Consider the following 26162-nt stretch of genomic DNA (forward strand, 5'->3'; position numbering starts at 1 on the left):
ATCACGTCCAGGCGACCACCAAGGCGGTCGCGTCGTCGCGGTAGCCGTCCGCGTCCGGCCGAGCGCCGGCCACGATCGCCTCCACCAGCGCCTGCGGGTTGTCCTGGTGCCTGCGCACCAGGGTGGCCAAGTGCTCGGCCTGGTACTCGGGCAGGGACCGCTGCGGCTCCTCGGCGTCGTGCTGGCCGTACGCGCCATCGCTGGCGATGATCACCAGCCCGCCAGCGGCCTTGCACATCAGGGGGACCGCGTAGGCGCTGATCCGGGCGAGGGTGAGGGTGACGATGTCGGCGAGCGCCCCGACCGGCACGCTCTGCGCCGTGCCCACCGACTTGTTGAGGTAAGCGGCGAAATTGTGGTCGCTCGTCCACAACGTGAGCACCCGGCCGTTCCAGTGGTAGACCCGGGTGTCGCCCGTCCAGGCGACCTCGACGCTGCCGTCGGGGCGGGTGACAACGATCGCGCCGACGGCGTCGGGACGGCTCTCGTCGTCGGTGAGCGGGCCGGGGTCGGCAACATCCTCCCCGGCCGCGAGCAGGCCCGACACCGCGCCCTTGCGGGCCCCGGCCCGAGCGGCATTCCTGGCCATCGCCGGCACCAGGTCCACGATGGCGGGGTCGTGGCCCATGCCGTCGATCACCACGAAGGCGCTCTGGCCGTTGCTGGCGGAGGTGAAGTGGGCGACGCCGTCGGCGAGCGGGCCGGCGGTGCCCTCAAGGGTGGCGGTGGCGACGGTGATGGTGGTCATGATGTTTCCTCGATAGTGGAAGGGGCGCCCGTCCGGCCGAGGCGGGCGGTGACGGCGAAAATCCGGGCCTTGTCCCACTGCGCGAGGCGGGCGAGATGCTCGCCAGCCCACATGCCCAGGGTGAGCAGGAGTTCCCGGGCGTCCTCCACCCATCGGCCCGGGCGGGCGTCCTTTGTGCGCCGTACACCGCCCGGCCCCGTTCGGAGCCCAGCAGCGGGACAGTACCTCCGCGCGCAGACCGGCACTCCGCGAGGGGTGACGGATCATCCGTCACCCCTCGTGGACATCCGACCCTGCCTGGACTAACCTGGTCGATGACGGATTATCCGTCATCCATAATCTGGAGTCATCATGGCCACACGCGAAATCGACAGCGCCGAAGCTGCGGAACTCGGCTTCGACACCGAGGACCCGACCGCCGACGCACTCTGGCACGTGGACGTCGGCACGATGGCCGGCGACTACGTCCCCGACATGGTGCTCGCCGAGACCGGGCCGGGTCCCTGGATCTGGCACTACGCCGAACAGACCGTCCTGTGTGACACGGAGGCCGAGGCGAAGGCGCTGTTCGGCACCGAACTCGCCGACCTGGTACGCACCTGCGCCGAATCCGTCGACCGCGGCGGCAGCGACTTCCTGTGGGAGAGCGGGCAGTTCCTGATCGCCACCGTCGGCCACGCCGAGTACGGGGACGACACCCTCCTCGTCTGGCGGACCGACGGGGATATCTCCTGGCGGGACTGCGCCACCTCCGAAGAGGCCGTCGGCGGCGCGCTCCAACTGGCCGAGGGAACGGTCGAGGATGAAGCGGTGCCCGCCGCCGCCCGCGCCGCACTCGCGGAGCACATGCTGGAGGTCCGCATCCGCCTAGCCCTGTCCTCCAAGGAGGGCGTCGAGGAGTTCTGCCGGTCCTTCAAAGTCGAGGACGCCGACGCCTGGTACCCGGAGGAGTTCGGCGGCATCGCCCTGGCCGAAGCGGGCGGCCGGTGGGTTCTCGCCGTCGAGAACAGCGACCCCGTCAACCCGTCCTACGCGCTGTTCGACGACGAGGCCGCGGCCCGCACCGCCTTCGCGCACAACGTCGCCTCCTACTACCAGTTCGCGCAGGACCGCGCCTACGACTGGACCAGCCTCGACCGGACGCAGGTCGTCCGTGCGGCGCCCATCGAGTCGAGCAGCGACACCTACGCGGTCGTCGCCGCGTTCGGCGACCGGGAGCACGAGCTGACCACCGTCGAGGGCCGTGACGCCGCCCGCTTGCGGGCCGCCGGCATCCTCGCCACGCACTTCCACCGGCTGCCGCCCGTGGAGAAGGCCGCCGACACCGAGGCGCTGATCGCCTACCAGGCCCTGCGCCGCAGGGTGATGCTGGACGAAGCCGCGAGCAGCGAGGCCGTCTTGGGCGCCGCGATCCGCCGCGCCGACAAGCAGAAGCTCTACGGCCACGGCCGCGGCCGTCCGACCTGGACGGAGTTGGCCAACCATCTCGGCGTGCACCGCGACACCGTGACCGAGATCCGCAAGGGCCGGGCCTGGTGACCTGCTGATCTAGGGTCCAGCCCGGCGACCTGCCGGTGCAGGTCCTCGGCCGGCTCCGCTCGGACCGGGCGGTGACCACCACTGCGACCGCACTACGGCACCGCCGTCATGCGGGCCTGGGGGCCGGGCCCATCCGCGGCTGTCGCGCCGCGCGGCCTGGCTGGACCACGACGGCGACCTGCCCCTCCGCGAAGGCGCGGTGTTCCGGCTGGCCGTCGAGAATCAGTGCAGGATCGCGGTGATCAGTTCGGTGGCGCCCTGGCGTTTGAGGGCCAGGGCGGTCGAAGTTCCAAGGTCCTCGGGGCTCAGCGAGCCGGCCCACTCGTGGGCGTCCAGCACGCGCTTGCCGTCGGGGGTGAACACGCGGCCGCGCAGCGAGAGGCGGCCGTCCGACTCGAGCTTGGCGTAGCCGGCGATCGGGGAGTTGCAGTGGCCCTGCAGGACGTGGAGGAACATCCGCTCGGCGGCGGCCTCGCGCCAGGTGCCGGGGTGGTTGAGGCCGGTGACGGCGTCGATCGTGGCGGTGTCGTCCTCGCGGGTCTGGAGGGCGAGGATGCCGGCGCCGATCGGCGGGCACATCGTCTCCACGGGGAGGATCTCGGTGATCCGGTCGGCCGCGCCGATGCGCTCCAGGCCGGAGACGGCCAGCAGCAGCGCGTCCGCCTCGCCGCCGTCGAGCTTGGCCAGGCGGCTGTTCGCGTTGCCGCGGACCGGCACCGTGGCCAGGTGCGGGTGGCTGGCGGCGAGCTGGGCGATCCGGCGCACCGAGGAGGTGCCGATCCGGGTTCCGGGCGGGAGGTGGTCGAGGGTCAGGCCGCCGGGGTGGATGAGGGCGTCGCGGATGTCGTCGCGCTCCAGGTGGGCGGCGAAGATGGTGCCGGCCGGCAGCGGGCGGTCGGCGGGGACGTCCTTGAGGCAGTGCACCGCGAGGTCGGCTTCCCCCGCGAGCAGCGCGGCGTCGACCTCCTTGGTGAAAGCGCCCTTCCCGCCGAGCGCGGCGAGGTCGCCCATCCAGCGGTCGCCGGAGGTGGTGACGGGTACCACCTCGGTGCGGATGCCCGGGTGGAGCGCGGCGAGCGCGGCTCGGACGCGCTCCACCTGGGCGAGTGCCATGGGCGAGGACCGGGAGACGATGCGGACCAACTCGGCAGGGGCCATGTCGAAATGATAGACCGTCAGAAATTATCCTCTGCGGACAGCCCGGGCGCCCAGCACATCGACGTGAACACGTCCCGCCCACTGGCGTATCCGCGGTCCGATGCCGCGCAGGGGCCGGTACTGCGGGGTGCTACGGCCAGTTGTGGTAGGTGAGGCCGCCCGGGTCGGTGAGGCTGCCGTACAGGCCCGCCGCGGGGTAGGGGATCAGGTCTTCGGGGAGGTCGTGGATGGCGAACCATCGCAGATCCAGGCACTTGGCCGGCTCGCGGTTCTGCGGCTCACCGGACCAGGTGGTGGCCTCGAAGAAGAAGCCGATCCGGTCCGGGGTGCCGTCGCCCTGGTGGTGGATGACGGTGTGCATGAGGCGCAGGGCGGCGGGGTCGGTGGTCAGGCCGGTCTCCTCCTCGAGTTCTCGGGCCGCTGCGGCAGCGGGGGTCTCGCCGGCGTCGAGTTTCCCGGACGGGGCGTGCCACTGGCCGTGGCCGTAGGGGCCGCCGCGCTGGGAGAGCAGGATCTTGTCGCCGTCCCTGACGTGCACGTGGACGTCCACGATCGGGCGGCGGACCTGGGCAGGGGAGGTGGTGCTCATGAACTCTCTAACTGTTATGGGGGTGTTGGTGTCGGTAGGGGCCGGGAGCGCGTGCGCGATCCGGGCGGCAACGCCTTCGGGGGTGAGGCGGGTGGTGTCGATGGTGAGGACTGGGAAGTCGAGTCCGGTCAGGACGGAGGTCGCTTCGGTGTAGAGGTCCAGTTCACGGCGGGTGGCCGCGGCATCCAGCTCGAAGCGGTGCCGGGTGCCGCGGTGGGCGAGGCGGCGCAGGATCGTGTCTTCGTCGGCGGTCAGGATGACGGCCAGGTCCGGCACGTCGATGCCGGCGTTGATGGCGAGGAGCAGTTCCAGGGGAACTCCGTCGATGCGTTGGAGTACAAGGGTGGAGGGGAGGTAGCGGTCGAGCAGCACGGTGTGTCCGGCGTTGAGCCGGGGCCGGATCTCGGTGGCCAGGGCGTGGTGCCGGTCGGCGGCCACCGCGAGGGCGAGCGCTGTTCCGGTCATCTCGGCGGCTACCTGCCGCACGGCTGCGCCGTAGGGGGTCTTGGAGGGCTGGGTGGCGGTGTGGATGGTGTGGCCGGCGGCCTGGAGTGCCGTGGCGAGGTGGGGGATGGCGGTGGATTTGCCGGTGCCGCCGGGTCCGTCGATGGTGATGAACGTGCCTGGTCCGGCCGTCACGCTGTCACTGCCTGGCTGCGTTCGAACTGCTGGCGGGACAGGTCGGCCAGGTGCCGGTTGAGCTCGTGGGGCGTCAGTTCGCCGAACTGCAGGCCGGTGGTGAAGTTGAACTCGTCGCGGCCGCGCATCGCCTCGTCGGCGCCGTGGTCGGTGAGGTCGACGTCGCTGTAGGTCTGCATCTGGACGGGGTCGTAGCCTTGCCTCACCAGGTGGTCCCAGACCGGGGAGCCGGGGTAGGGGCGGAAGGTGAACACCGAGGCGCGGAAGGTGCCCGGGTGGTGGTCGGAGAGCTTCCACAGGTCGTGGATGTGACGGATGGTGGCGTCGGCGTCGGCTCGGGTTTCGCCGGGGAAGCCCAGGATGAAGTAGCCCTTGACGTTGATGCCCTGCTGCAGGAGCCGCCGGGTGGTTCGCTCGGTCATCTCGGCGGTGATCCGCTTGTCCATCTGCTCCAGGATCCGGTCGGAGCCGGACTCGATGCCGAGCGCCACCTCCCGCAGGCCGCAGCCGGCCATGGTGGTGAGCATGGTGTCGGGCTCCCGGTTGAGGACGTTGATCCGGCCGGTAGCGTCCCAGCGGGCCCAGTCCCCGATGCCGGCGCGGTCGAAGGCCTCCATGGCCGGGTGGATCACCCGGCGGGCACCGAGGAACAGGTCGTCCACGGCCCGGAACGCACTGACCCCGTACAGGGAGTGCAGTTCTTCCATCTCCGCGATGATGTTGTGCGGGGCGCGGGGCCTGATCTTGACCTCGGGGTTCGTGCTGGCGGCCGCGCCGCAGAACGTGCACTCGTACGGGCAGCCGCGGGAGCAGACGAGGTTGGCCTCGAGGCGGCCGTCGCCGGCCCGGTAGGGGTCTTGGGGGAGGAAGTCGCGGGCGACGAAGGGCAGCGCGTCGAGGTCCGGGGACAGCCACCGTTCCGGGTTTCCGTGGTGGACGCCGGTGGCGATGGTGCCCAGGAGGCGATCTCGCCACATCACCTTCGGCAGGCTGGTGCGGCGGCGGTGGTCTCCCAGCAGTTCGGCAACCCGGGTCTCGCCTTCGCCGATGATGAGGGCGGCCAGGTGCTGGAAGCGCGGGTCTTCCAGCACCTGGCAGGGGGCGGCCTTCGCGTGGTGGCCGCCGGCCATCAGCATGATCTGCGGGTCGAGGAGGGCGGCGATCCGTGCCGAGATGGCGTAGGTCGGCGCCAGGAGGTTGAACGCGGCCCAGCGCGGCTTGAGCGTGTTGATGATCTCCGCGGTGTGCTGGATGCCGAGACCGTGCGCCTCGGCGTCCAGCACGCCGACGTTGAATCCCTTGGTGCGGGCGTAGGTGGCGATGTAGGCCATGCCGAGCACCGGGAGGGTGTAGTCGTTGACGCGGGGCCGCACCGCGTAGTCACGCAGGGGTGCGTTGACGAAGACCGCGTCCAGGACGCGGCCGGGGTCGGCCCCGGCGATCAGGTCAAGGTCGTGCTGCGGTGCCTCCGTGCTGGTCGTCTCGGGCATGGGCCCCCCAGGTGAGTGTGGTCAGGGTCAGGGTGTGCAGGGCCCCCGGCTGCCGGCCGGCCAGGCGGCGCCAGTACGTCTCGAACGCGCCGTTCTTGAGCGCCGGCCAGCTCTGATCGGGGGCGATCCGGGCGGCCCAGGTGCGGACCGCCAGATCGTTGTGCGGGTAGTGCGTGAAGTCGCCGGTGAAGTCCGCGGCGGCGGCCGCCGCGGTCCACGGGCCGATGCGCTCGACGGTCATCAGCTCTTCGACCAGCGGCGCGGCCGACAGCCTGCTCCAGTGCGCGCCGCGCTCCAGGTACGCGCTCGCAGCAGCGCGCAGCGTGGTCCGGTTGAACGCGGCACTGACCGAGTCGAACTGGCTGTCGGTCAGCTCCAGGACCCGTTCGGGTGCCGGAGCGAGGTACTGCGGGCCGTGCTCGGTGTCCACCGCGCTGCCGTAGGTCCGGCACCAGGTGCGGTACTTGTCCCGGGCCGTCTTCGCCTGGACGACCTGCCGCATGATCGCCGTGGTGAGCGCGTCCCACAGCCACGGGTTGGCCACACGCAGCGTCGATCCCAGTTCGGACAGGCCGGCCGCGAGTGCGGCCGGGACCGTGGATGCCCACCCTTCGGCCGCGGTGGTGATGATTTCCGGCTTGTCGTTCTCTTCCCCCGCCACGCAGACGACTTCGACGCCGCCCGACGCCCACGACAGCAGCCACGTGCCGTCACCGCTGCGCACCAGACGCGTGGGCACGCCGGCCGGACCGGCGCTCTGCCAGGCGGGGTGTTCGGTGGTCAGGACGGACATGGTGGCGCTCCTCGCTTCGGGTGGCACACAGCTTGCCCTCTCAGCAGCGGCCTGCTGGCCGGTTCGGTCAAAACTGTCGGTGCGCGGCCGGTAGGGAAACGGCTACGGGATCAGAGGGGAGGTCGCCTCTGCGGAGGACCAGGTGACAGCCCCGTGCTGGCCGCGTCCGACGATCACGGCCCCGTCGTGGTGCGCTCGGTGGCGCGGAGTTCGGCGAGCTGGGCCTCCAGGCGCGCCAGGTGGGCGAGTTCTTCGAGTCGCTCGTACGCGGCGCCGGCGCGCTGCAGGAAGTCCAGGGCGGCGTCCTTCCGGCCGGCGTGGGCGGCGGCGTTGCTCTGGTACTCGAAGGTGTGGGCGCTCCACAGCGGCGCGCCGGCGTCGACGAAGAGCGGCTGGGCGCGGGCGAGTTCGGTCATCGCGCCGGCGTGGTCGCCGTTCATGCCGTGCGCCTCGCCCAGGTAGAGACGGGCGCGGCCGTGGTTGAGGGGGTCCATTTCGAGTGGCCCCTGGTGCAGGTGAAGGGCCTTGGTGAGGTGGCGGATCGCGACGGCGGGGTTGTCGAGGCGGGAGTGGGTGGAGCCCAGCAGGATAAGGGCGAGCATGTGCTGGCGGCTGTCGTCGGGCCGGCTCAGGTCGTACTGGGGCAGGAGTTCGCCCAGGATCTGAGCGGCGGCTTCGCAGTCGCCGGCGTGGTACCGGCACGCGGCGAGGCTGCGCCGGTGGTGGAGGACGGCGCGGTGGTCGCCGGCGGCGAGCGCGAGGTCCATGGCTCGCTCGGTGAGCCGGATGGCTTCGTCGGTGGCGCCGGGAACGGCGCGCAGGAAGGTGCCGAGGGTGAGGGCCATGGAGCGGATTGCCGTCGGGTCGCCCCAGGCCTCGGCGTGGGCCAGGCCGCGGCGGTAGACGGCGGCGGCCCGCTCGCGGTGGGCGTGGCGGTGCAGGACGGGGAACATCGCGTACACGAGGTTGGTGGCGGCCTGGTGCTCGCCGTGCTCGTCGGCGAGGTCGAGGGCGGCGTCGAGGGTGGGCAGGGCGGCCAGCAGGTGGTCCATGGCGCGCGTGGTCGAGCCGGCGGGGTCGAAGGTGGCGATGGCGGGGTGGTGGCGGGCGGTGCGGGCGAGGCCTCCGCGGTGGGGGGTGATCGCGTCGGAGGCGGCGTAGGCGCTGGCGACGGTGTAGTCGAAGTAGCGGGCGACGGCCTGCGGCGCGGCGGCGCGGTCGTGGGCTCGGGCGAGGTCGAGCAGGTCGGAGGGGATCGTGTAGAGGCCGTGGAGGGGGTCGCCGGCGCGGTCGAGGGCGTCCGCGTTGGCGAGGTCCTCCAGGAGCAGGTTGACGTCGGTGGGGGTGATCGTGTTCTCGTCCTGCGGGTCGGCGTCCGGGTCCGTGGCGATGGCCGCGGCGGTTCGCTCGTTGAAGGGGAGGCTGGTGGCGGCGGGCAGGTAGGACAGGCGGGCCAGCAGCAGTCGGCCCGTCGGGGACAGCTCGTTGTGGAAGGTCGGGTGGATGAACATCGGTTCTCCCTGCGGAAGGTGGGCCTGGGCCGCCACGCGCCGACGGCGGCACCGGGTGGGTTGCGGTCCGGGTCAGGCGAGGGTGGCGGCTGCGGGGTGGGGGTGGCGCTGGAGCCACAGCTGCGGGTCGCCGAGTTCGGCGACGCCGGGTAGGCGGTCGACGTGGTCGAAGATCGAGGCGATCAGCTGGGGGCCGCCGGTGGCGGCGAGGGTGTTCATGAACGGCAGACCCCGGTGGTAGAGCTGTTGACGCATGCGTTCTTGCTGCGGCCGGACGGCGCGCAGGCGGCGCCGCATCCAGGGCACAGGCAGCGGATCGCCGGGGAAGGTGTCGTCGCCCTCGCCCCCGAGGGCGGTGACGATCTGCCGGTGGACCCACAGCGCGTGCCCCTCCACGATCAGTGGCAGAGGGATGATGTCCTGCGGGGCGCGCAGCCCGAGCCGCTGCTCGGTCAGGTGCGTGAAGAACAGCTGCTCCAGGTCGGGCAGGCGCTGCTGCATGATGTGGACGAGTTCGTGGCCGGCTATCTGGGTCAGCAGCCGGTCGGAGCTGCGCAGCGCGGTGTGCACCGCCGGCACGAAGGCCAGGTAGGGTCCGGTGTCTTCGTCTTGGAGCATCCTGCCCTTGACGATGAACCAGTTCTCGCGCTGGAGGCGCACGAGGCCCTCGTACGCGTCGAGGACGGTCCGGCGGGCGGCGGCCCGGTGCTGGCCCTCGTAGCTGGCCGCAATGCCGCGGCTGACGAGGTCGGCGTGCCGGCGCATCGCGGCGACCACGCCCTCGGGGGTGAGCAGGCGCACGGTGACGCGCTCGGGCAGGCGCATCTCGGCGTATTTCTCGGCCATGGATGCCGCGACGGGCAGCACCCGCTCGACTTGGGTGAGAAACCCGGGGTGGCGCGCGGTGATCCGCGGCGCCTGGTCGATGATCTCAAACGTTGTCATGTCTCGCTCCTTGGTCAGGTCGTGTTCGGGGCGGCGCGCAGGTAGCGGGCGCCGAACGCCCGGATGGGCAGGGTCGCGGCGTTGGTGTTGGCGGCCTGCGGCGCTCCCCAGCCCGGCGCGCCGGACCGGGCGATCCGGGCGATCCGTTCGGCCAGGCTCGGCGGGTGGACGATCAGCGGGCGCTGGCCGGTCTGCCGCTGCCAGTGGCGCTCCAGGCGGCCGCTCGCGGAGGGTACGTCGGTGGCGATGCCGACCAGGGTGAGCGTGCTGCCGGGGGCGAGCGTGGTCAGCGCGGCGTCCAGCAGGGCGCCGGCGCCGGAGTGGGGGCTGCGGTGCAGGCCGGCCAGCACCATGGCGATGGGCCGCTCCAGGTCCAGGGCCAGGCGCAGGTGGGGGTTGTCCAGGAGCTGGCCGAGGTGCTGCGGGTAGGAGTACAGCAGCAGCGGGACGTCCTCGCAGCGGCTGAGCGCGTAGCCGTAGGCGTAGCGGCAGGTCGTCACCGCCACCGTCCGCTGCCCGGGCCGGGCGGCGTGCACGTCCTCCCACCGCCGGTACAGCGCGCCTCCCGCCCGGTCGAGGCCGAAACCGACGTGCAGGACCTGGTCGACCTCGGCTGCGGCGCGGCGGACGGCGGCGTCTTCGAGGGCGTCCGCGGCCCGCACCGCGCGCGGCAGTCTGCTCCTGGTCAGGGTGTCGAGGGTGGTGGCCGCGCGCCGGGCGGAGGCGTTGGTGCGCGGGGACCACAGGTTGGGGGAGGCGAGGGCGAGGTCGACCCGGCTGGGCAGGGGGTACTGGGTCAGCGGTCCCTTGTTCCAGTCGGGCGGTACGGCCTGGCCCGGGGGGACCGGCGTGCAGTCGGCCGGGAGCGGGAGCGTCACGTCGGCCCCCCGATCCGGTACACCGCGCCGATGGCGTACACGCCGGGTTGCGCGTACTGGTGGGGCGGTAGGAGGGCGGCCTGTTGGTCGAAGCGGCGTAGTCTGCTGATCAGGCCGCCCGGGCTGCGGTGGTGCAAGATGGCCGAGCGCACGCCGGTGTACTGCGCCCAGTCGGCTTTCAGGGCCTGGCGCTCGGCTTCGTCTTCGGCGGCGAGCCCGGTCAGGGCGAGTGTGCTGCCCGGCGCGAGGGTTCCCAGCAGGAGGTCCAGCAGCACCGCCACCTGCGTCCGGGGGGCGCGGTGTGTGCCGGCCAGTACCGCGTCGACCGGCCGGGTCAGGTTGATCGCCCACCGCAGATACGGGTTGTCGAGCAGCAGGGGCAGGCGCTCGGTGGGCTCGTACAGCAGCTCGACCGGGTCCGTGCAGTGCTCCAGGGCGGCGTTGTAGGCGTGCGCGCAGGTCGTCACGGCGACCGGACGGGGCTGCTGCGTACCGGAGCGCCGCCACCACTGGTGGGGTTCGTAGTGGCGCCGGCCGAGGCCGTAGCCGATGTGCAGGACCTGGCGGCCGCCGCGCAGGGCCCGCCGCACGGCGGCCTCCTCCGCTGCGCAGGCGTGGCGTACCGCGTGGGACAGTCCCGGGTGCTGCTGCAGCAGCGCGGCCGCCGCGACCTGGTCGGGCAGGGAGGGGCCCTGTGCCCAGCGGTCGGCGAGGGCGAGTTCGACGTACGCCACCGCGCGCTTGTTCGTCGGCGGCTGCCCGCCGGCCTCCGGAGGCAGGGCGGCCCCCGCAGGCAGCGGGACGGCCGCCGGGAGGCCGGCGGGCAGCAGCGGCTTCACCGGGCACCGCCGGCGGCGGGCGCGGTGACCAGGGCGGGGATCTTCCAGCCCCAGGGCTGCGGCCGACCGTCGAGGATCGTCTCCAGGCGCCGCTCGGCCTCGCTGCGCACGTCCGGCCGGGAGACGGACAGCTCCAGGTACGTCAAGAGGGGGCCCAGGCTCAGCAGCGGGACCAGCGCCCGGTAGCGGTGCGGGGCGGCGGAGGCGATGTCGTAGCCGTACCCGGCGACGAACCGCCGGTTGTACGCCGTGGGCAGGTCGAAGGCGCCGGTGGCCCAGGCCGGCATCGCCTGGTCGGTGCACGGGTTGCCGACGGCCAGGCTCTCCAGGTCGATCAGGGCCGCGCCGCGAGGGGTGAGGACCGTGTTGGAGGGGCTGACGTCGCCGTGCACGACGCACGGAGCGGGCCAGTCGGTGCGCGCGTACTCGGCGGCTGCCCGCTCCAGGCACTCGCGCAGCTGTGCGCGCTGGCGGTCGGTGACGGCCTGCGGCGCCAGCGCGTCGATCCGAGCCGCCAGGTGGCCGCTGCGGTCCGCCGCCGGCAGCTCGACGCCGGGCAGCGACGGCAGCCGGTGCAGCCGGGCCAGCAGTTCGCCGAGATGGCAGGAGGTCGCCCTGTCCGTGCCGAGGTCCTCGGTGAACGTCACCACGGCCTGGCCCGCGATGATCGGGTGGGGCACGGGCCCGGCCGGGGCGGCGGTCAGGATCCCGGCGGCCAGCAGCGCCCGGGCCGCGCGCAGCTGCCGGTCGGCCTGGTCGTAGCTGGCTCGGCCGTGGACCTTGCCGATGACGCCGGCGGCGGGCAGGCGGTAGACCCAGTTCAGGCCCTCCTGGAGCAGGTGCGCGCCGCCGGCGTTGAAGCCCTGCCGGGCCGCCGCCGCGGCGAGCGCGGCCCGGGCCTGCGCCGCGGGATGCTGCTGCGCGCCGCCGCCGTGGCCGTGCGTCCGTACGGGCCCGGCACCGGGTAAGGGCGCGCGGGCGGTGGACAGCTTGGGTGCGGGCGTGGTGGAAGTGGAACTCGTCACTGGCCTGGTCCTGGTCCTGATTCTGGTCGTGCGGATGGTGTGCGGGCGGGCTGAGGGGCAGTCAGGCCCGGCAGGGGCCCGCGGGCGGCCCGGCCCGCCACCGTGCGGCCTGGCGGCGCACCGCGAGGGCCGTGAGCTGCGCGGCGGCGTCGGGTATGTCGCTTCGTTCCGGTCGCGGGGCGGCGACGAAGACGATCTCGGGGCGTTCGCCGCGCGGCGGCGGGTCGTCCAGGACGGCGCGCGGGGTGCGGCGGGGCAGTGCGGTGCCGGCGGTCGGCATGGAAGGTGTCCCCCTCGGGTGTCGGGCGACCCTCTCCCCTGAGGGCCGCTGGCGGTCGTGTCGGTCAGAGCTCGGTGGCGCGGGCGGTGAAGTGCGCGATCAGGCGGGGCCGCAGGGAGTTCAGGCCCAGTCCCTTGAGCAGGACGGCGCAGCCGGTCGGCAGGGTGTCGAGGAACCGGTCCAGGGCGGCTGGGGCCGTGGCGCTGAGCAGTTCGGCGTGCTGGACGCCGGTGTCGGTGGCCGCGCTCAGCAGCGCTCGCAGGTTGGCCTGCGTCTGGGCGGCGCCGGTCGTCATGTGCGCGTCCGGGCCGGTCACGACGGCCAGGCGGCGCACGCCGGCGGCGGCCAGCGCCGCTCCCGCCAGGGCGTGCACGTCCAGCGGGTCCGCGCCGGGGCCGACGTCCAGTTCGCCGACGATCGCGCACAGCTCCCGGTGGCGGCCGGCGTGCAGCGGCAGCGCTTCGGTGGCGGCCAGCAGGTCGGGCAGCGCGCAGGTTCCGGTGTCGTCCACCAGCAGTCCGCGCCCCGGCAGGTTGCCGCGCCACATGCGGCCCACCTCGCAGGGGTTGGCGTAGTACAGGCGGCCGATCAGGTCCTTGAAGCCGTCGCGGTCGACGGTGAGGGCGGCGTCGGGGGTGGTGAGGCCCTTGGCGGCGAGGAAGCCCGCGAAGCCGGCCACGGCGGACAGGCCCGCGCTCGACCCGGCCACCGGCAGCGTCGCCGTGGCGGTGTGCCCGGCCCAGGTGATCGTGGCCTTGGCCGACAAGATGTGATGGAAGTCGGCGACGTGGACGCTCGCGCCGGAGTCGATGGTGCTGACCGTCACCACCTGCGGGCCGCGGATGCGCCCGGCCAGCTCCCGCAGTGTGAGGTCGTCGGTGCACAGCACCACCACCTGGTCCGGGCGCATCTCGCGGGTGATGGCCAGCACCTGGTCGCGGACGCTCCCAGAGTTGGCCGCCCGCGGCAGCAGGTCGCTGTCGGGCAGCACCACCAGCACGTCCGGCAGGGTGAGCGCGGCGGCGGCCTGGGCCGTGGCCACCTGTCGGCCCGGTGCCTCGTACAGGGCGATCTGCGGGCCCTGGTCGGCGACCTGGGTGAGCGTCATCGGCAGCGCCAGGTCGGCCGGCAGCTGCGTGTCGGCGGCGACGAGGGTGTGGCTCTCCTCGTCGAACATCCTCTGGCACACCCGCAGCGCGGTGGACAGGCCGCGCCCGCCCATCACCAGCACCACCGCGCCGTGCGCCGAGGCCGGCGCGTACCGCCCGGCCGTCCACGCCGCGGCCTTCCACAGCGCCGCCCACACGCTGGCCACCGTCACCGTCGGCACGCCCGGTACCGGCGCGGTGCCCTCCAGCAGCACCGCCCCGGCCCCGCCGGCGCAGGCGGCCTCGGCTGCGGCTATCGCCTCCCGCCGGGGTGTGCCCGGCAGCACCACGCACACCCCGCCCGGCACGGGCGGGCGCTGGACGGCGGTGAACACCGGCCGCACCTCGACGTCGACGTCGGGGTGGACGGTGTGCGCGACGCCGCCGACCAGCTGCGCCAGCTCGGCGATCGACACCGCGTCCACCAGACTGCCCTGCCGCTCCAGCGGGTGACTCATCGTCGGGTCAACTCCTCGTCGGGGCGCGGCACGCTGCCGCGGAAGGGTTCGGGTCGAGAGGGGGTGCGGGTGCGGCGGGGGCGGGCCGGACCTCAAAGGGGCGCTCCGCTGCGGCGCAGCTCGCGGTGGACGCGCTCCAGCACCACGGCCAGCAGCCAGGGGTCCGTCCACTGGTAGCGGTCGGGGTGCGGGGGCACGAGCCATTCGACGGTCAGGGCGTCGCCGGTCGGGGAGGGCACGTCGAGTACCCCGCTGGTGCGCATCCGCGCCTGCGGCACCGGCAGGCCCCAGGGCGGGGTGCCGCGGGCAGGGACCGCTGTCAGGAACTGCGTTCGCGCCGCCCGGTCCCGGACCACCGCCGTGTGCTGCAGGACCGGCCCGATGGGCACCGTCCGCCCCCGAGCCACCTGCTGCCGGGCCAGCTGCTCCAGCCAGGTCAGCGCAGCCTGCCCCCATATCCGGCCCGGCAGCTCGACCACCGCGAAGGATTCGCCGATGGGGAACTGCGCGAGCCCCTGCCGGCGCCAGACCTTCTGCGCCTGGGCCGGGTCCTTGGCCAGGCTGGCGAAGCGCTCCACCAGGCGCCGGTTCGCATCACGCTGACCGGCGATCTGCGCCGCGGCGCTCCGGGCCGCTACCACCGCGTACCCGCCAGCGCGATGGCGAGCTGCTCCCACTCCACCGCCAGCCGTTCCTGCTCCGGCAGCACGTCCCGTTCCCGCTCGCGCGCCGCCCGCCACTGCTGCTGCTCGGGAGCGGTGACCGCGCGCAGCACCCCGGCCAGCAGCTCCGGCATCCACGGCGCCGCCGCGGCGTCGGGCGCCACCAGCCACACCGGATCGGCCACCGGCCGCCCGGCCAGCACGCCGATCGGCACGGCCTCCGGCTCCCGCGGGCACACCAGCGTGCCCGCGACCCGCAACTCCCCCACCCCGCAGGCATGCTCGGCCAGGCGTGCGCAGTCGCGGGTGGGCAGCGCCAGACGCCCGATGCCCGTGGCGTACAGCGGCGGTAGCAGCAGCACCGGCCGGTCGGCGGCGGCGAAGTTCCGCAACCGCCGCAGCACTTCCGCACCGATCCCGGCCGACATCACCAACACCGACCGCTCGGCGCTCAGGGCCACCGTCCCCGCCCACCCGCCCGCCGGATCCTGCGGCGGCCGCTGGCCGAGCACACCGGTGCTCCCGCCCGACTGCGTGTACATCCCCGTCGTCTCCCTCGTGATCGTGGCGTAGATGGAGCTGCTCCCCCTACGGGTGGCCCGGGCCCCTTCGGCAAGTTCCGGGCCACCCGTCGGCGCCGCGGGCCGCTCCACTGCTCGGCAGCGGCCTGCGGCGGTGCGCGGCCGCCGACACCCGGGGGGACGGCGCGGCACGGCCGCGGTGCAGCGAGCTCGGCGCGCTGGGGGGAGGAAGCACGCTGCCCTGCTGCACAACCCGCCCGGCAAGGCGGGGGCTGGAACCCCCCGGCACGACCCTTCCGGCCGTGCCGGGGGGAGATCATGACGCCGCGCGGATCTCCTGCCGGGCGCTGACGAACCGGGCGAGGGCCGTCAGGTTCGGACCGCGGCCCGCCGCAGCCGGTGTCGCCTGGTCGGGCAGGGACCACAGGTAGTGCAGGTCAGCGCCCACAGCGGCCACGACAGTCGCGGGATCCCACAAGTGCCCGTTGCCGAACGGCTCCACCACCCACCCCGCCCCGCCCCGGCGCAGCAGCGCCCGGCCCGGCGCCGGGCACATCAGCGTGCCGTCGACCACCAGCTCGACCAGCCCGGCCAACTGGTCGGCCGCCGTCACCCGGCACCCGGCGGTGCCCGGCCCGGCCGGTTCCCGGTCGGCTTCCCGAGGGCCCGTCAGGCCCGCCAGGTCCACCGACCCGCACTCCCCCGGCCGATCCGGCAGGCGCAGAGCGGCGGCCGGCGGCGGCGGGACGAGGAACAGCGTCCCCAGCGCCGGGTCGTAGAGCACCGGTGCCTGCTCCCGCGGTGGGCGGCCGTCCGCTCGCAGCAGCCGTCGCCCCAGCTCCGGCGCGACCCGCAGCACCGCGATGTGGTCCAGCGGGATCGGCGCGGCCTCGCCCCGCAGCCATGCCTCCCGGCACGCCGTCGGATCCGGCGCCAGCCGGGCCAGCCACCGCAGCCCGGCCGAGTTCCCAGCCGGCAGCGCCACCCGCAGCGGCGGGAACTCCACTGAACGCAGGTCAGACATGGTCTCTCTCATCATCGGGATCAGGAGGCGGCGGGACGGACAGGCAACCCGGGACAGACGGCGCCGACGGCCAGCGGGGGGTGGCGCAACTCGGACAGCCGGTTCGGATCCGGGCCCAGCCGGTAGGGCCGCCCCCGCCACTCGGGGTCGGCGCACAGGATCGGAACCTGGTGGTCCGCGGCCCACGCGGCCAACACCTCCACCTCTCCCAAGGTGCAGGCCACGTCCTCCACCCGCGCCACGACCAGAACGTCGGCCCGGCCCCGCAACGCCATGGTGCGGGCCCCGCCCCAGCCGTCCGGCGGGTCGAACCGACATCCGGCCAAGGCCAAGTCCCAGAACTCCCCGACCACGACCCAGCCCCGCCGCTCCGCCATGGTGCGCAGCAGCGTGAACGTCAACGCGGGCGGCCGGGGCACGCTGGACGAGGCGTAGACAACTGCGCGTAGGGCGGTTTCGGACACGGGGGTCCCCCTCCGAGGTTCGGTAGCGTCGCGGCTCCCGGGCGCAGGCGGTACAGCGATGCGCCCGGGAGCCTTGTGCGTCCGGCTCGACTACTCGTCGCCGCCGTTGTTCTCGTGCTGGTTGCCGCTGTCGTCGCTGTCGCCGTGGACGTTGTTGCCGTCGCTGCTCATGGGCGTGGCCTTCCTGGGAGACCGCCGAAGCCGGCGGTGTCGGACATCCGAGGGCGTCCCGCAGTGCGGGACGCCAGTTCGTGCCGTGCACCGTTGCACGGCGCGAGCAGCAGCACGGCCTGGTCCGTCTCTCGAACTCCGCTCGCCATACCGGCTGCTGACATTCAGTGAACCGGCAGTGACTCGGGCTGGAATAGGTCATTCTGGGACGGCCGTCTTCACGCACCCCGGACATTTCCGCGATGCCAGCGGTGTGCGGAGGCGATCGGAGTCGCCTTCTACCGGACCGAGGAGCGCCCATGGCAGACGTCCGCCCGAATCACGTACTCAGGGCCCTGATGCAGCGTGCCGGCCTGTCCGCGCAGGACCTGGCGACGGCCGTCAACGAGGCAGAGGAGAGGCGGTTCAAGCACGAGGCGAGCATCACCGGCCGGCACGTGCGCCGGTGGCTCTCCGGCCAGACCGCACAGCCGCACCTGCACCAGTTGGTCGGCCTCATGGACGTCTTCCACCTGCAAGGGGACGAACTCGGGTTCACCCTCTCGGGTAGAAGATCACGCGAACTTGCCGGTTTTCGGCCGGGCTCTACCCTGCTGGTGGAGACCCCTGCCGAGGAGGACCACGTGCTCCGCCGTTCGTTCATGATCGCCGCCACCGGCAACCTGTTGTCCGTCGCCTTCGCTCCGCTGCCCGCATCCGGACGGATAGGAGCCAGCGACGTGGACCGGATCCGCGAGTCCATCGACCGGCTGCACGCGGTGGACGACGCCTACGGCGGAGAGCAGCTGGCGGACATCGCGGAACAGTTCGTCGCCCAGATCGAGGCCGCGATGGGCCGCTGCCTGTACGGCCCCCGGGTCGAAAAAGCCCTGTACCAGGTGATCGGCCAGCTCCACGCCTCAGCCGGCTGGTTCAGCTTCGACAGCGGCGACCAGGCCCGCGCCAGCCGCAATTTCGACAGCGCCCTGCGCGCCAGCCTGCTCGCCAACGACCGGCTGCTCCAGGCCCGCGTCTGGGCGTACATGTCCCGCCAGAGCTGGGAGCTCGGACGAGCGACCGAGACCGTGACCATCGCCCGAGCCGCGCTCGACGCGACCCGCAACGCACGCGACCACCGCCTCAGCGCCCTTCTGCACGGCCGCTTGGCCCTCGGTCATGCCTCATCCGGACAGGGAGCCCAGTGCGGCACCGCCCTCGCCCGCGCGGAAACCGCGCTCGATCGCATCGGGGACGAGCCAGCCGACGCCTGGCTCGCCTTCGTCGGTCCCGGCGAGGTCCTCGGAACCGCCGCGATGGCGCACATGAACCTGGGCCAGCCCGACCGAGCCGCACACCAAGAAGAACAGGGCATGCAGCTCCTGGCGCCCGAGTTCCGCCGCAACCGGTTCGCCAAGAGCATCCACCTCGCCGAGTGCTACCTCGCCGCCGACCAGGTCGAGCAGGCCGTCAGCATGGCCGACACGGCCCTGGACCTCTACCCGTCGGTGAACTGCCCGCGCTGGGCCGTACACCTCGGCCAGTTCCGGGAAAAGGTGGCCAGCGTCGACCTTCCGGTCGCCACCGCCTTCATGGAACGCTACGACGTCACGATCGCCTCGTAACGAGCAGGAGCAGCAACGTTGAACGGGCCCGCAACCGATACCCTGACCGTCGGCTACTACACCGCCGGCGATCTGCCCGCCATCGAGCCAGTGCTGATCGACGTCTACGCCGAGGTCTACGCCACCGAGGCCGCCGCCGACCCGTTCTTCTCCGTCGCCAAGTTCACCGAGCGCCTGCACGCCCACGCCCGCCAACCGCGCTGGGGCTGCGCCCTCGGAGAGGTCTCCGGCAGCCCGGTGGGCTACGCCTACGGATTCGCCCGGACCGCCGAGTACCGGTGGAACGGCCTACTGACCCCCGTGCCGGCCGCCGACCTGGAGGAGACCGACACCCGCACGTTCGCCCTGTGCGAGGTCATGGTTCAAGCCCAGTGGCGCGGCACCGGCATCGCCCGCACCCTGCACGAGGAACTACTGTCCCACCGCATCGAAGAGCGGTCACACCTCCTGGTCGAGGAGGACCACCCAAAGGTGAGCGCTCTCTACGAACGCTGGGGCTACCAGCACATGGGCACCATGCAGCCCTACCCCGACTCCCCGCGCTACAACTCCATGATCCGAACAATCCTCTGAACGTGTCGCCCCTCTCCAGGGAACGTGCTTCTCTAACCACAGATCCCTGCGATGGCGACATGGTTGGAGACGTCGCCCTGATCACGCCTTCGCCCGAGAAGCTGGGCGCCGCCATGGAACGTGCCCGCCTACACCCGGTGGTAGTCGCAACTCGGCCTCGCAACGTCCATCTCAGCGAAGAGGTCGATTCGCGGGACCCGGCCGAAGTGAGGTGGCCATGGGCGTCACCGACGTACTGGAGGGCCGGGCACGCCACCCGGAGGTCTGCATCGAGATCGCCGCCCGGCGCTGCGGTCGGCGACTCGATCACCATCCACCTCGCTGCTGATGTGCCCCCGCTGCAGGACTTCCTCAACAGGCGTCAGCCGTAAACTCACGGCCTGGCGGGACGCGGCAGGAGGGAAGGGACGGGGCATGGGAACGATCTACGACGCAGTCGGACAGGGCTTCAAAATCCCGGTGGCGGTGGCTCAGCCTCGCACAGAGGCCTGAGGTGGCAAGTCGCTGTGACGCGATTCGGACCTTCGTCTGGGCCGTGTCCAAGACCTACGGGTGCGCGATCACCGCTGAATACTACGACCACAAGAAGCGGTGGGAGCTGCGCTGGCATGACGGCCCGACGGCGGCCACCGTGCTGGCCGCCGTCGGCCGACAGATCCCGGAGCACCGGGAGATTGTCTACGCCGCGCGGTACTTCTCCGACGAGGCGATGGTGCTCGCCGCGATCCGGCTGTATGCCACCGGCAAGGAGAGCGAGTACTACTCACTCGGCTACGCGGCCGAGCGCTTCCTGGAGGACGTCGCCGATCCGATGAGCACGGCCACCGAACGGGAGGCCGCCATGGTGGACCAGGCACTGGACGCCTCTGCGGGCACCAACCAGTGGGGTACCCGGGAGTGGCGCGACGCGCTGGAACTGCTCACGCTGCACGGCGGGATCGGGTGGCTCCTCGCCCCGCCGCCCCCGGCCGAAGGGGATTACCGGTTTGAGGTGGACGCCCTGTCGGCCGCAGCCCCGTCCCTGGCGCCGCTAGAGCGGCTCACCGCCCGCTACGCCCGGGGCGAGGACCTGCTCGCGTGGCGCAGGGGCGCCACCACCATGCCGGTGCGGGCCGCCGTCGACGCCGTGCTCGGGGATCCGGAGGCCGACAAGGCCGCCGTAGTGGCGGCATTGGAGTTGGTTCCGCTGTTGCAGGCCGAACTGGATGCGCGTACCGCCGATCTGATCGACCTGGTTCGGGCCGGTGGCGGCTCGTGGGCGGAGGTCGGCCGGGCGATGGGCGGCATCACCAAGCAGTCCGCGGCGGCGAAGTACGGGGTGCTGCGCGGTGCCCGGCCGTTGACAGGCGGTTGACTCGGCCTCGGACAGTCCCCGGTGACGGCGTGTCTTGCCGGGTCACTCGATCCGGGCGTTCGTAGCGATCCGGCGGACGGATGCCGTCTCGGCGGCCTACCGTGGGTCGGGTGACCCGAGCTGCCCTTCCCCTTGTCGCCGCCGCTGCGGCGGCCTTGCTGTTCGCCGGCGGGTACGCCGTCGGCCACCACAGCGCCACCCCGCCGCCGCCCCTGCCGGCCGGGCCCCCGTCTCCGAGCACCAGCGTGCCCGCTCCCTCATCGACCACTCCCGGCCCCGTGCGCTCCTGACGCGACGGCGGGGGTGTGAGCGGGCCAGCCACGCCCGCTCACACCCCCGCTCAGGTCCTGCTACTCCCGGATGGACCAGAACCTGTCGGCGCTGTCGTTGGCCCAGCCGACGTTCGAGGACAGGGTGCGGCTGCTCTCGGTCCACAGCAGCTGCCAGTTGCCGCCGCCGGCGTCGTTGTCGACCACGATGTGCGCCCAGTTGGTGTTGTCGACCCAGCTGGTGGTCTGGTCGCGGAAGCCGTAGTTGTTGAAGTCGACCGGGGTCGTGTCGTACACATAGGAGAACTGCAGTCGGCGCCCGAGCATCCCGGCGTCGGCGTAGAAGCAGTACCAACCGTCGGGGCAGCCGTACCAGTCGCTCGCGAGCGATGCGGTCGGTGTCTTCGAGTAGGCGGGGGCGGCGCCCTGGCCGGGCAGCGGGAACGACATCACCGTGCCGTCGGCGTAGGTGATCTCGTTGGCCGCGGTCTGCGTGGCCGAGACCTTGCTCGCCTTGATCTGCTGCTCGACCTGCTTTTGCAGTTCGCCGCGCTGGGCCGTGCTCAGTGCGGCGATCGCGGGACGGGAGTCTTGGACGGTGCCGCTCCCGGTGGCGTGCGCGGGGACGGCGGCGGCAGCGACGCTCAGCGCGAGAGCGCCGGCCGCCAGAGCGCGCACCAGGGCGCGTGAGGTGTTCGTCATGGACCTGACCCTAGGTCGCCGAAACCGGGGCGAGCCAGAAGAGATCCCGAAATCGAACACATTGGCGTTCCATCAACTACACTTTTGCGAGCCAAAGTTGGAGCAGAGCACGCTCACTTTCGGCGCTCCCGGCTCGCCAGGTGCGCACGAGCTCATCTACCAGCCGCGATGCGCCTCCGCCCGGTCCGGCTGCCGGTGCCAGACCCGTCGGACCGTCAGTCAGCGGCTGACGGCCCGACGGGGTCGGACTCGCTCAGAACGGCGTCTCGGTACAACCCGAGGACGCGGTCCGCGCTCAGCTGAACCGCGCCCTCTCCTGCACGCCCTCTGCTCGAAGGACGAATCCCCGTGACCGCTCCCGCCGCCCCTCCGTGCTCTTCGTCTGCGCGCACAACGCCAGCCGCTCCCAGATGGCCGCAGCCTTCCTCACCTGCCTCGGCGGCGACCGCGTGCAGGTCCCCCCGCCGGATCCGATCCGGTTGACACCGTGAACCCGGCCGTCGTCTGAGCCTTGGCCGAGGTCGGCATCGACATCTCCGCCGAGATTCCGAAGGTCCTCACCACCGAGGCGGTGCAGGCGTCCGACACAGTGATCACCATGGGCTGCAGCGACGCCTGCCCGTACTTCCCCGGCAAGCGCTACCTCGACTGGAAATTGGACGACCCGGCCGGGCAGGGCGTCGACGCCGTCCGGCCGATTCGCGACCAGATCGAGCAGCGCATCCGCGGCCTGCTCGCCGAGCTCGGCATCCAGGCCGCCGCGTGAGTGCCGCCGCAGCGACCGTCACCGCGATGCTCCCCGAGCACGCCGACCAGGTTCTGGCGATCTACCAGGCCGGGATCGACGGCGGCGACGCCACCTTCGAGACCACAGCACCGACCTGGGAGGCGTTCGACGCCACCCGGCCCGCCGAGCACCGCCTGGTCGCCGTCGACGACGGCCGAGTGCTGGGCTGAGCCGCAGTGGTGCAGGTCTCCGACCGGTGCGCGTATGCCGGGGTAGTCGAGCACTCCGTCTACGTCGCCCCCCGCGTTCGCGGCCGCGGCGTTGGTCTGGTCCTACTTCAAGCGCTCCTGGCCTCCACTGATGCCACCGGCATCTGGACCGTCCAGTCCGGGATCTTCCCGGAGAACACCGCCAGCCTCGCCCTGCACACCCGGGCCGGTTTCCGCCTCGTCGGCACCCACGAATGCCTCGGCCGGCACCACGGACGCTGGCGCGACGTCGCCCTCGTCGAGCGCCGCAGCCCCGCCGCGACCCGGCCCGGCGCGGGCCGGGCCTCAGCCACTGTCCGGACGCTTCGGATAGGGCCGGATGCCCGGCCCGCTCAGCCGGGTGCTCTCCCGCTTGCACCGGCTTCGACCGAGCCAGTGCGCATAGCGAAGGTCCCGCACTGGCACCCCAGATTCCCCACCGCATCGCGCAGGCCGGCGCCGCCCTGCGGGCATGAGCGCCACAGGCCGCCGGCCCGACGGGGCCGGCGGTTCGGCGCGGGTCCTGGCCGAACCGCCCTCGGGCGGCCGGCAGCGCGCCCGCGCGGTCCGCGACGTCTGCGGCGTCTGCGGCGTCCGGGACACCGCGGCGCAGGCAGGCGGCCTTGGCGGCAACCGCGTTCCGCAGCGCCGACCGCCCGGAACGTGAACTGGCGGACCGTCAAATACCCTATGGTGCTGGCCATGGAGCAGCACCAGGCGTGGCGCGAGATCACCCGCGAGACCGCCTTCACCAAGTACGGCAGGTCCGTCGAGCGGGTCGCCTTCGAGCTCCCCGACGGCAGCAAGAACGACTTCTACCTCAAGTGCGAGCGGCCCGCCGCGGCCGTCCTGGCCCTCACCGCCGACCGGCAGGTCATCCTCGCCCGCCAGTTCCGCCCCGGCCCCCGCAGGATCCTGAACGAACTGCCCGGCGGCTTCGTCGAACCGGCCACCGACCCGGCCGCCACCGCCGCCGCCGAACTCCTCGAAGAGACCGGCTACCAGGGCACCCTCCAGCCCGTCACCGAGGTCTGGGACGACGCCTACTCCAACGTCATCCGCCACGTGTTCGCCGCCACCGACTGCGTCAAGGTCGCCGAACCCCGGCCCGAGCACACCGAGTTCGTCGACACGGTCCTGATGCCCCTCGACCGCTTCCGCAGCGAGGTCCTGCGCAAGGGCCAGCTCACGGACGCCGAGGCGGCCTACCTCGCGCTGGACCACCTCGGCCTGCTGTAACCCGGCCGACCGGTCCGGCCCCCCACCTCACCGAAGCAGTCCACCGTGAAGAACCGGACCAGCACCACCGATACCACCGACTGGTGCACCAGCACCCTTCGACCGATGCCCGCCGACGCCGCCGCCCCCGCCCTCGTCCTGGCCGGCGGCAAGAGCACCCGGCTGCGCGCAGGCACCGACCCGGAACTGGCCACCACCCCGAACCGGTTGAAGCAGCACACGGCCGGGGCCGCCCCGATGCGGGGCGGGGCGGAAGCCGTATCGCCCGTACCGGCTGCGCACCGGAACGCCGCTGCCCCGCCCGATGAGACCGGACGGGGCAGCCGGGCTTCTCGGTGCGGCACCACCGTAGCGCCCGGCACCGGCAGGCGTACGTGCACCGCGCCGCCCGGCCCGGCCGCTGACCTGCGCCGCCGGCTCACTGCTGCAGGTTCCCCAGCCAGTCCCCCCGAAGGCGGTAAGCGCGGCCGTCACCGACCTGCTTGATCCCGCCGGGAACGACACTCCGGTAATACGGATACCGCTGCGTCGCCGCCGCCAGCAAGAACTCCAGGAACCCTCCTTCGAAGAGGTCCCACTTCTGCCTGGACTCGAACCTGGCGACGACCGGCCACCGGTCCGGATCCGGCCCGCGCATCAGCCAGAAGAACTGGTCGGCGTTCCAGTTGTTGGCCCACTTCAGCAGCCCGCCCCCGGCCGGGAACACCGGGTACGGACACTCCTCGTACTCCCCCTCCGCATAGGCCTCGGCCAGCATGGCGCAGTACCCGTAGGGATCCGTCGTGTAGTACAGGAACCCCTCGAACCCGAGCGGCTGACCGATCTTGCTGGTGGGCGCCAACGACGGGGCGTAGACGTGCAGCTCACCGCTGATGCTCGCCATCCCGTAGCGGTCGACGAACGCCCGGTAGTCCGCGGGCAGCTGGAAACCCATCGCCCCGGGCGCGAGATCCCACGGGACCGGCGCCACATCGCCCTCGGGCGGCGGCCCGATCACCGCGCCCAGCCGCTCCAGCACTTCCTCGACGTCCACGTCCACTCCCCTTCCTCTCCGCCACCGCCCGGACCGCCCGGGCAGCCCGGGCTGCCCGGGCTGCCCGGCCAGGATGACAGCGCCGCTCTGCGCGTCCTGACGCCGCCGGCCGCGGGCCGCCGTTCAGTCCTGCACCCGGACTTCCACCGCGGCGCGGATGTCCAGCGTGCGGGCGGCCAGTTCCTGCGGCTCGCTGGGGCCGGCGGTGTCGGTGACGATGCCCACCGTGCTGCCGTCCGCCCAGGCGCAGGTGCTCTGGGAGAGGGACGGGTAGACCAGCACCGCGCACACCAGCTCGCCGCCGAGCGGGCCGGCCGGCATCTCCTGCAGCCCGGTCACCGTCTCGCTCATCACGTCACCGCCCTCCATCCGGCCGAAGTACTTCTCCAGCTCCCTGCGGGGGTCGGGGAAGCTGCCGCTCAGCCCGACTACGGCCAGGGTGTCCCCCGGCGCCCCGTCGCTTGCGTAGCGGGCCACCGCCAAGTCGCGGTACGGCCGCAGGGCCGTCATCCGCCGCTCGTAGCCGGCCCGCAGCGCCCGGGTGTCGCCGTCGTCCGCGAGCCGCGTCCAGCCGCCCGCCCGGTCCGCCAGCACGATCCGGTGCCGCGCCGGGGCGCCCGCGCCCGTCACCGCCGCCACCACCACCGCCACGCCCAGGGCCGCGGCCACCGCTGCCGCGGCCATCAGCTTGGGAGACGTCCTGCGGTACCAGGGCAGCGGCGCCACCGGTTCCAGGGTGTTGGCCCAGATCGCCCGCAGCCCGCTGAGCTCTTCGGGAACCCGTTCGGTCTCGGGCACGGTCTTGGCGTCGGCGTGGGGCACGGAATCTCGCTTCGCGGAACTGGCAGGGGAACGTCGGGACGGGGAAACGGGTCAGGCGTGTTCGGCCGGCACCCAGGAGAACGTGGGGGCGGCGGTGCGGGCGGCCTCGGCGTGCCGCTCCTGCATGGCGGTCAGGCCGTGCACCACTAGGACCGCGAGGACGGCGGCCACCGCGGTGACGAGCTCGGACGCGATCTCCAGCACTGGCGCCTGGAGGCGGCCCAGGACCAGGCTGACCACCCAGGCGGTCCACCAAGCGTTGACCACGCCGGTGCGGACGGGCTGCGGCACACCGTGCCGGTCGGTGGGGCCGCTGGCGTTCCAGATGTCGGCGGTCACCCGCCAGGGCAGGTAGAGGTTGGCGAAGGGGATGAACCACGCGCCGATCGTCCAGCCGCGCCCGCGCTGGTAGACCTGGGGGCAGATCACCTCGACGTTCACCCGCACCCGGTAGAGCCAGACGATGAACACCACCGCGGTGGCCAGCGTCAGCAGCACCTCGACGATGTCACCGGCGCCCAGGAAGGCCGTGTCGGTCGGAGATTGGGGCGCGGCACCGAGTATGAGCACGGCTGCCGCGTTCCACAGGGCCGACAGGCCGGTCAGGCCCAGCAGCACCGAACAGGCGGTTGCCAGCGCGCGCGGACAGGCGTAGGAGGCGGGCAAGGACATGCGTACTCCGTGGTCGTAGCAAGAGGGAAGAGAGCCGCAC

The 26162-nt window shown here is 72.7% G+C and carries 25 protein-coding genes and 3 pseudogenes; 8 read left to right on the forward strand and 20 right to left on the reverse strand.

Annotated elements, in window-relative coordinates; translation table 11 throughout:
* Window position 1: 1 nt before the first annotated feature.
* Window positions 2-748 carry a SpoIIE family protein phosphatase gene (locus tag ACIP60_RS25210; protein WP_400688018.1) on the reverse strand — a complete coding sequence of 249 codons (747 nt, stop codon included), beginning with the start codon at window positions 746-748 and terminating at the stop codon, window positions 2-4.
* 351 nt (window positions 749-1099) lie between these two features.
* Here ACIP60_RS25210 and ACIP60_RS25215 point away from each other — a divergent pair, with 351 nt between their 5' ends.
* Together ACIP60_RS25215 and ACIP60_RS25220 are read left to right on the forward strand one after the other, a co-directional pair.
* Window positions 1100-2287 (forward strand): hypothetical protein, encoded by a 1188-nt coding sequence (locus tag ACIP60_RS25215; protein ID WP_400688020.1) that lies wholly within the window; start codon window positions 1100-1102, stop codon window positions 2285-2287.
* Between the two features lie 26 nt (window positions 2288-2313).
* Window positions 2314-2507: pseudogene (locus ACIP60_RS25220) on the forward strand (transposase); the annotation flags it as partial.
* 2 nt (window positions 2508-2509) lie between these two features.
* Here the strand turns inward: ACIP60_RS25220 and hemC are convergent.
* From hemC to ACIP60_RS25295, 15 genes are all read right to left on the reverse strand, one after another.
* Entirely contained in the window at window positions 2510-3445 is a 936-nt protein-coding gene (gene hemC, locus ACIP60_RS25225) for a hydroxymethylbilane synthase (RefSeq protein ID WP_400688022.1), read from the reverse strand.
* 130 nt (window positions 3446-3575) lie between these two features.
* A complete protein-coding gene (locus ACIP60_RS25230) occupies window positions 3576-4673 on the reverse strand; it encodes an NUDIX domain-containing protein (RefSeq protein ID WP_400688024.1) in 1098 nt (365 codons plus the stop codon).
* On the reverse strand, window positions 4670-6163 hold the full coding sequence (locus tag ACIP60_RS25235; protein WP_400688026.1) for a B12-binding domain-containing radical SAM protein: 1494 nt from the start codon (window positions 6161-6163) through the stop codon (window positions 4670-4672). Before ACIP60_RS25235 ends, ACIP60_RS25230 begins: the two co-directional genes overlap by 4 nt.
* On the reverse strand, window positions 6120-6956 hold the full coding sequence (locus ACIP60_RS25240; RefSeq protein ID WP_400688028.1) for a hypothetical protein: 837 nt from the start codon (window positions 6954-6956) through the stop codon (window positions 6120-6122). The genes ACIP60_RS25235 and ACIP60_RS25240 overlap by 44 nt, the downstream gene beginning before the upstream one ends.
* A gap of 173 nt (window positions 6957-7129) precedes the next feature.
* Window positions 7130-8467 (reverse strand): tetratricopeptide repeat protein, encoded by a 1338-nt coding sequence (locus tag ACIP60_RS25245; protein ID WP_400688030.1) that lies wholly within the window; start codon window positions 8465-8467, stop codon window positions 7130-7132.
* Window positions 8468-8539: 72 nt separating this feature from the next.
* Window positions 8540-9412: a hypothetical protein gene (locus tag ACIP60_RS25250; protein WP_400688032.1), complete on the reverse strand. Its 873-nt coding sequence runs from the start codon at window positions 9410-9412 to the stop codon at window positions 8540-8542.
* Between the two features lie 14 nt (window positions 9413-9426).
* The gene (locus ACIP60_RS25255; protein ID WP_400688034.1) at window positions 9427-10290 is read right to left on the reverse strand and encodes a hypothetical protein; all 864 of its coding nucleotides are present in this window, start codon (window positions 10288-10290) and stop codon (window positions 9427-9429) included.
* Window positions 10287-11129 (reverse strand): hypothetical protein, encoded by an 843-nt coding sequence (locus ACIP60_RS25260; protein ID WP_400688036.1) that lies wholly within the window; start codon window positions 11127-11129, stop codon window positions 10287-10289. Before ACIP60_RS25260 ends, ACIP60_RS25255 begins: the two co-directional genes overlap by 4 nt.
* Window positions 11126-12154, reverse strand: coding sequence for a phosphotransferase family protein (locus ACIP60_RS25265; protein WP_400688038.1), 1029 nt, complete (start codon window positions 12152-12154; stop codon window positions 11126-11128). Before ACIP60_RS25265 ends, ACIP60_RS25260 begins: the two co-directional genes overlap by 4 nt.
* Before the next feature lie 61 nt (window positions 12155-12215).
* Window positions 12216-12434: a hypothetical protein gene (locus ACIP60_RS25270; protein ID WP_400688040.1), complete on the reverse strand. Its 219-nt coding sequence runs from the start codon at window positions 12432-12434 to the stop codon at window positions 12216-12218.
* A 64-nt stretch (window positions 12435-12498) separates the two neighbouring features.
* Window positions 12499-14040 (reverse strand): hypothetical protein, encoded by a 1542-nt coding sequence (locus ACIP60_RS25275; RefSeq protein WP_400688042.1) that lies wholly within the window; start codon window positions 14038-14040, stop codon window positions 12499-12501.
* 92 nt (window positions 14041-14132) lie between these two features.
* Window positions 14133-14618, reverse strand: a complete 486-nt coding sequence (locus ACIP60_RS25280) for a hypothetical protein (RefSeq protein ID WP_400688044.1) — start codon at window positions 14616-14618, stop codon at window positions 14133-14135.
* Between the two features lie 56 nt (window positions 14619-14674).
* Window positions 14675-15244, reverse strand: coding sequence for a hypothetical protein (locus ACIP60_RS25285; protein ID WP_400688046.1), 570 nt, complete (start codon window positions 15242-15244; stop codon window positions 14675-14677).
* 295 nt (window positions 15245-15539) lie between these two features.
* Entirely contained in the window at window positions 15540-16247 is a 708-nt protein-coding gene (locus ACIP60_RS25290) for a hypothetical protein (RefSeq protein WP_400688048.1), read from the reverse strand.
* 20 nt (window positions 16248-16267) lie between these two features.
* Complete coding sequence (locus ACIP60_RS25295) at window positions 16268-16711, reverse strand: recombinase family protein (protein ID WP_400688050.1); 444 nt, start codon at window positions 16709-16711, stop codon at window positions 16268-16270.
* 470 nt (window positions 16712-17181) lie between these two features.
* On the opposite strand from ACIP60_RS25295, the gene ACIP60_RS25300 reads away from it, so the two are divergent.
* From ACIP60_RS25300 to ACIP60_RS25310, 3 genes are all read left to right on the forward strand, one after another.
* Window positions 17182-18483 (forward strand): hypothetical protein, encoded by a 1302-nt coding sequence (locus ACIP60_RS25300; RefSeq protein ID WP_400688052.1) that lies wholly within the window; start codon window positions 17182-17184, stop codon window positions 18481-18483.
* Between the two features lie 18 nt (window positions 18484-18501).
* A complete protein-coding gene (locus ACIP60_RS25305) occupies window positions 18502-19056 on the forward strand; it encodes a GNAT family N-acetyltransferase (RefSeq protein ID WP_400688054.1) in 555 nt (184 codons plus the stop codon).
* Between the two features lie 535 nt (window positions 19057-19591).
* Window positions 19592-20410 carry a hypothetical protein gene (locus ACIP60_RS25310; protein WP_400688056.1) on the forward strand — a complete coding sequence of 273 codons (819 nt, stop codon included), beginning with the start codon at window positions 19592-19594 and terminating at the stop codon, window positions 20408-20410.
* Between the two features lie 350 nt (window positions 20411-20760).
* Here the strand turns inward: ACIP60_RS25310 and ACIP60_RS25315 are convergent, their stop codons facing one another.
* Window positions 20761-21381 carry a peptidase inhibitor family I36 protein gene (locus ACIP60_RS25315; protein ID WP_400688059.1) on the reverse strand — a complete coding sequence of 207 codons (621 nt, stop codon included), beginning with the start codon at window positions 21379-21381 and terminating at the stop codon, window positions 20761-20763.
* Window positions 21382-21791: 410 nt separating this feature from the next.
* Here ACIP60_RS25315 and ACIP60_RS25320 point away from each other — a divergent pair.
* From ACIP60_RS25320 to ACIP60_RS25330, 3 genes and pseudogenes are all read left to right on the forward strand, one after another.
* Window positions 21792-22147 (forward strand): annotated as a pseudogene (locus ACIP60_RS25320) (phosphotyrosine protein phosphatase).
* Window positions 22148-22173: 26 nt separating this feature from the next.
* Window positions 22174-22635 (forward strand): annotated as a pseudogene (locus ACIP60_RS25325) (GNAT family N-acetyltransferase); the annotation flags it as partial.
* A gap of 423 nt (window positions 22636-23058) precedes the next feature.
* Window positions 23059-23595, forward strand: a complete 537-nt coding sequence (locus ACIP60_RS25330; protein ID WP_400688173.1) for an NUDIX hydrolase — start codon at window positions 23059-23061, stop codon at window positions 23593-23595.
* A 418-nt stretch (window positions 23596-24013) separates the two neighbouring features.
* Here the strand turns inward: ACIP60_RS25330 and ACIP60_RS25335 are convergent, their stop codons facing one another.
* The 3 genes from ACIP60_RS25335 to ACIP60_RS25345 form a co-directional block, all read right to left on the reverse strand.
* Window positions 24014-24634: a hypothetical protein gene (locus ACIP60_RS25335; protein WP_400688061.1), complete on the reverse strand. Its 621-nt coding sequence runs from the start codon at window positions 24632-24634 to the stop codon at window positions 24014-24016.
* 117 nt (window positions 24635-24751) lie between these two features.
* Complete coding sequence (locus ACIP60_RS25340; RefSeq protein WP_400688063.1) at window positions 24752-25450, reverse strand: hypothetical protein; 699 nt, start codon at window positions 25448-25450, stop codon at window positions 24752-24754.
* Between the two features lie 51 nt (window positions 25451-25501).
* Window positions 25502-26122, reverse strand: a complete 621-nt coding sequence (locus ACIP60_RS25345) for a DUF4328 domain-containing protein (protein ID WP_400688065.1) — start codon at window positions 26120-26122, stop codon at window positions 25502-25504.
* Window positions 26123-26162: the final 40 nt, after the last annotated feature.

Origin of the sequence: Kitasatospora sp. NPDC088783, assembly GCF_044750705.1 — a bacterium.
Lineage (GTDB): Bacteria > Actinomycetota > Actinomycetes > Streptomycetales > Streptomycetaceae > Kitasatospora > Kitasatospora fiedleri.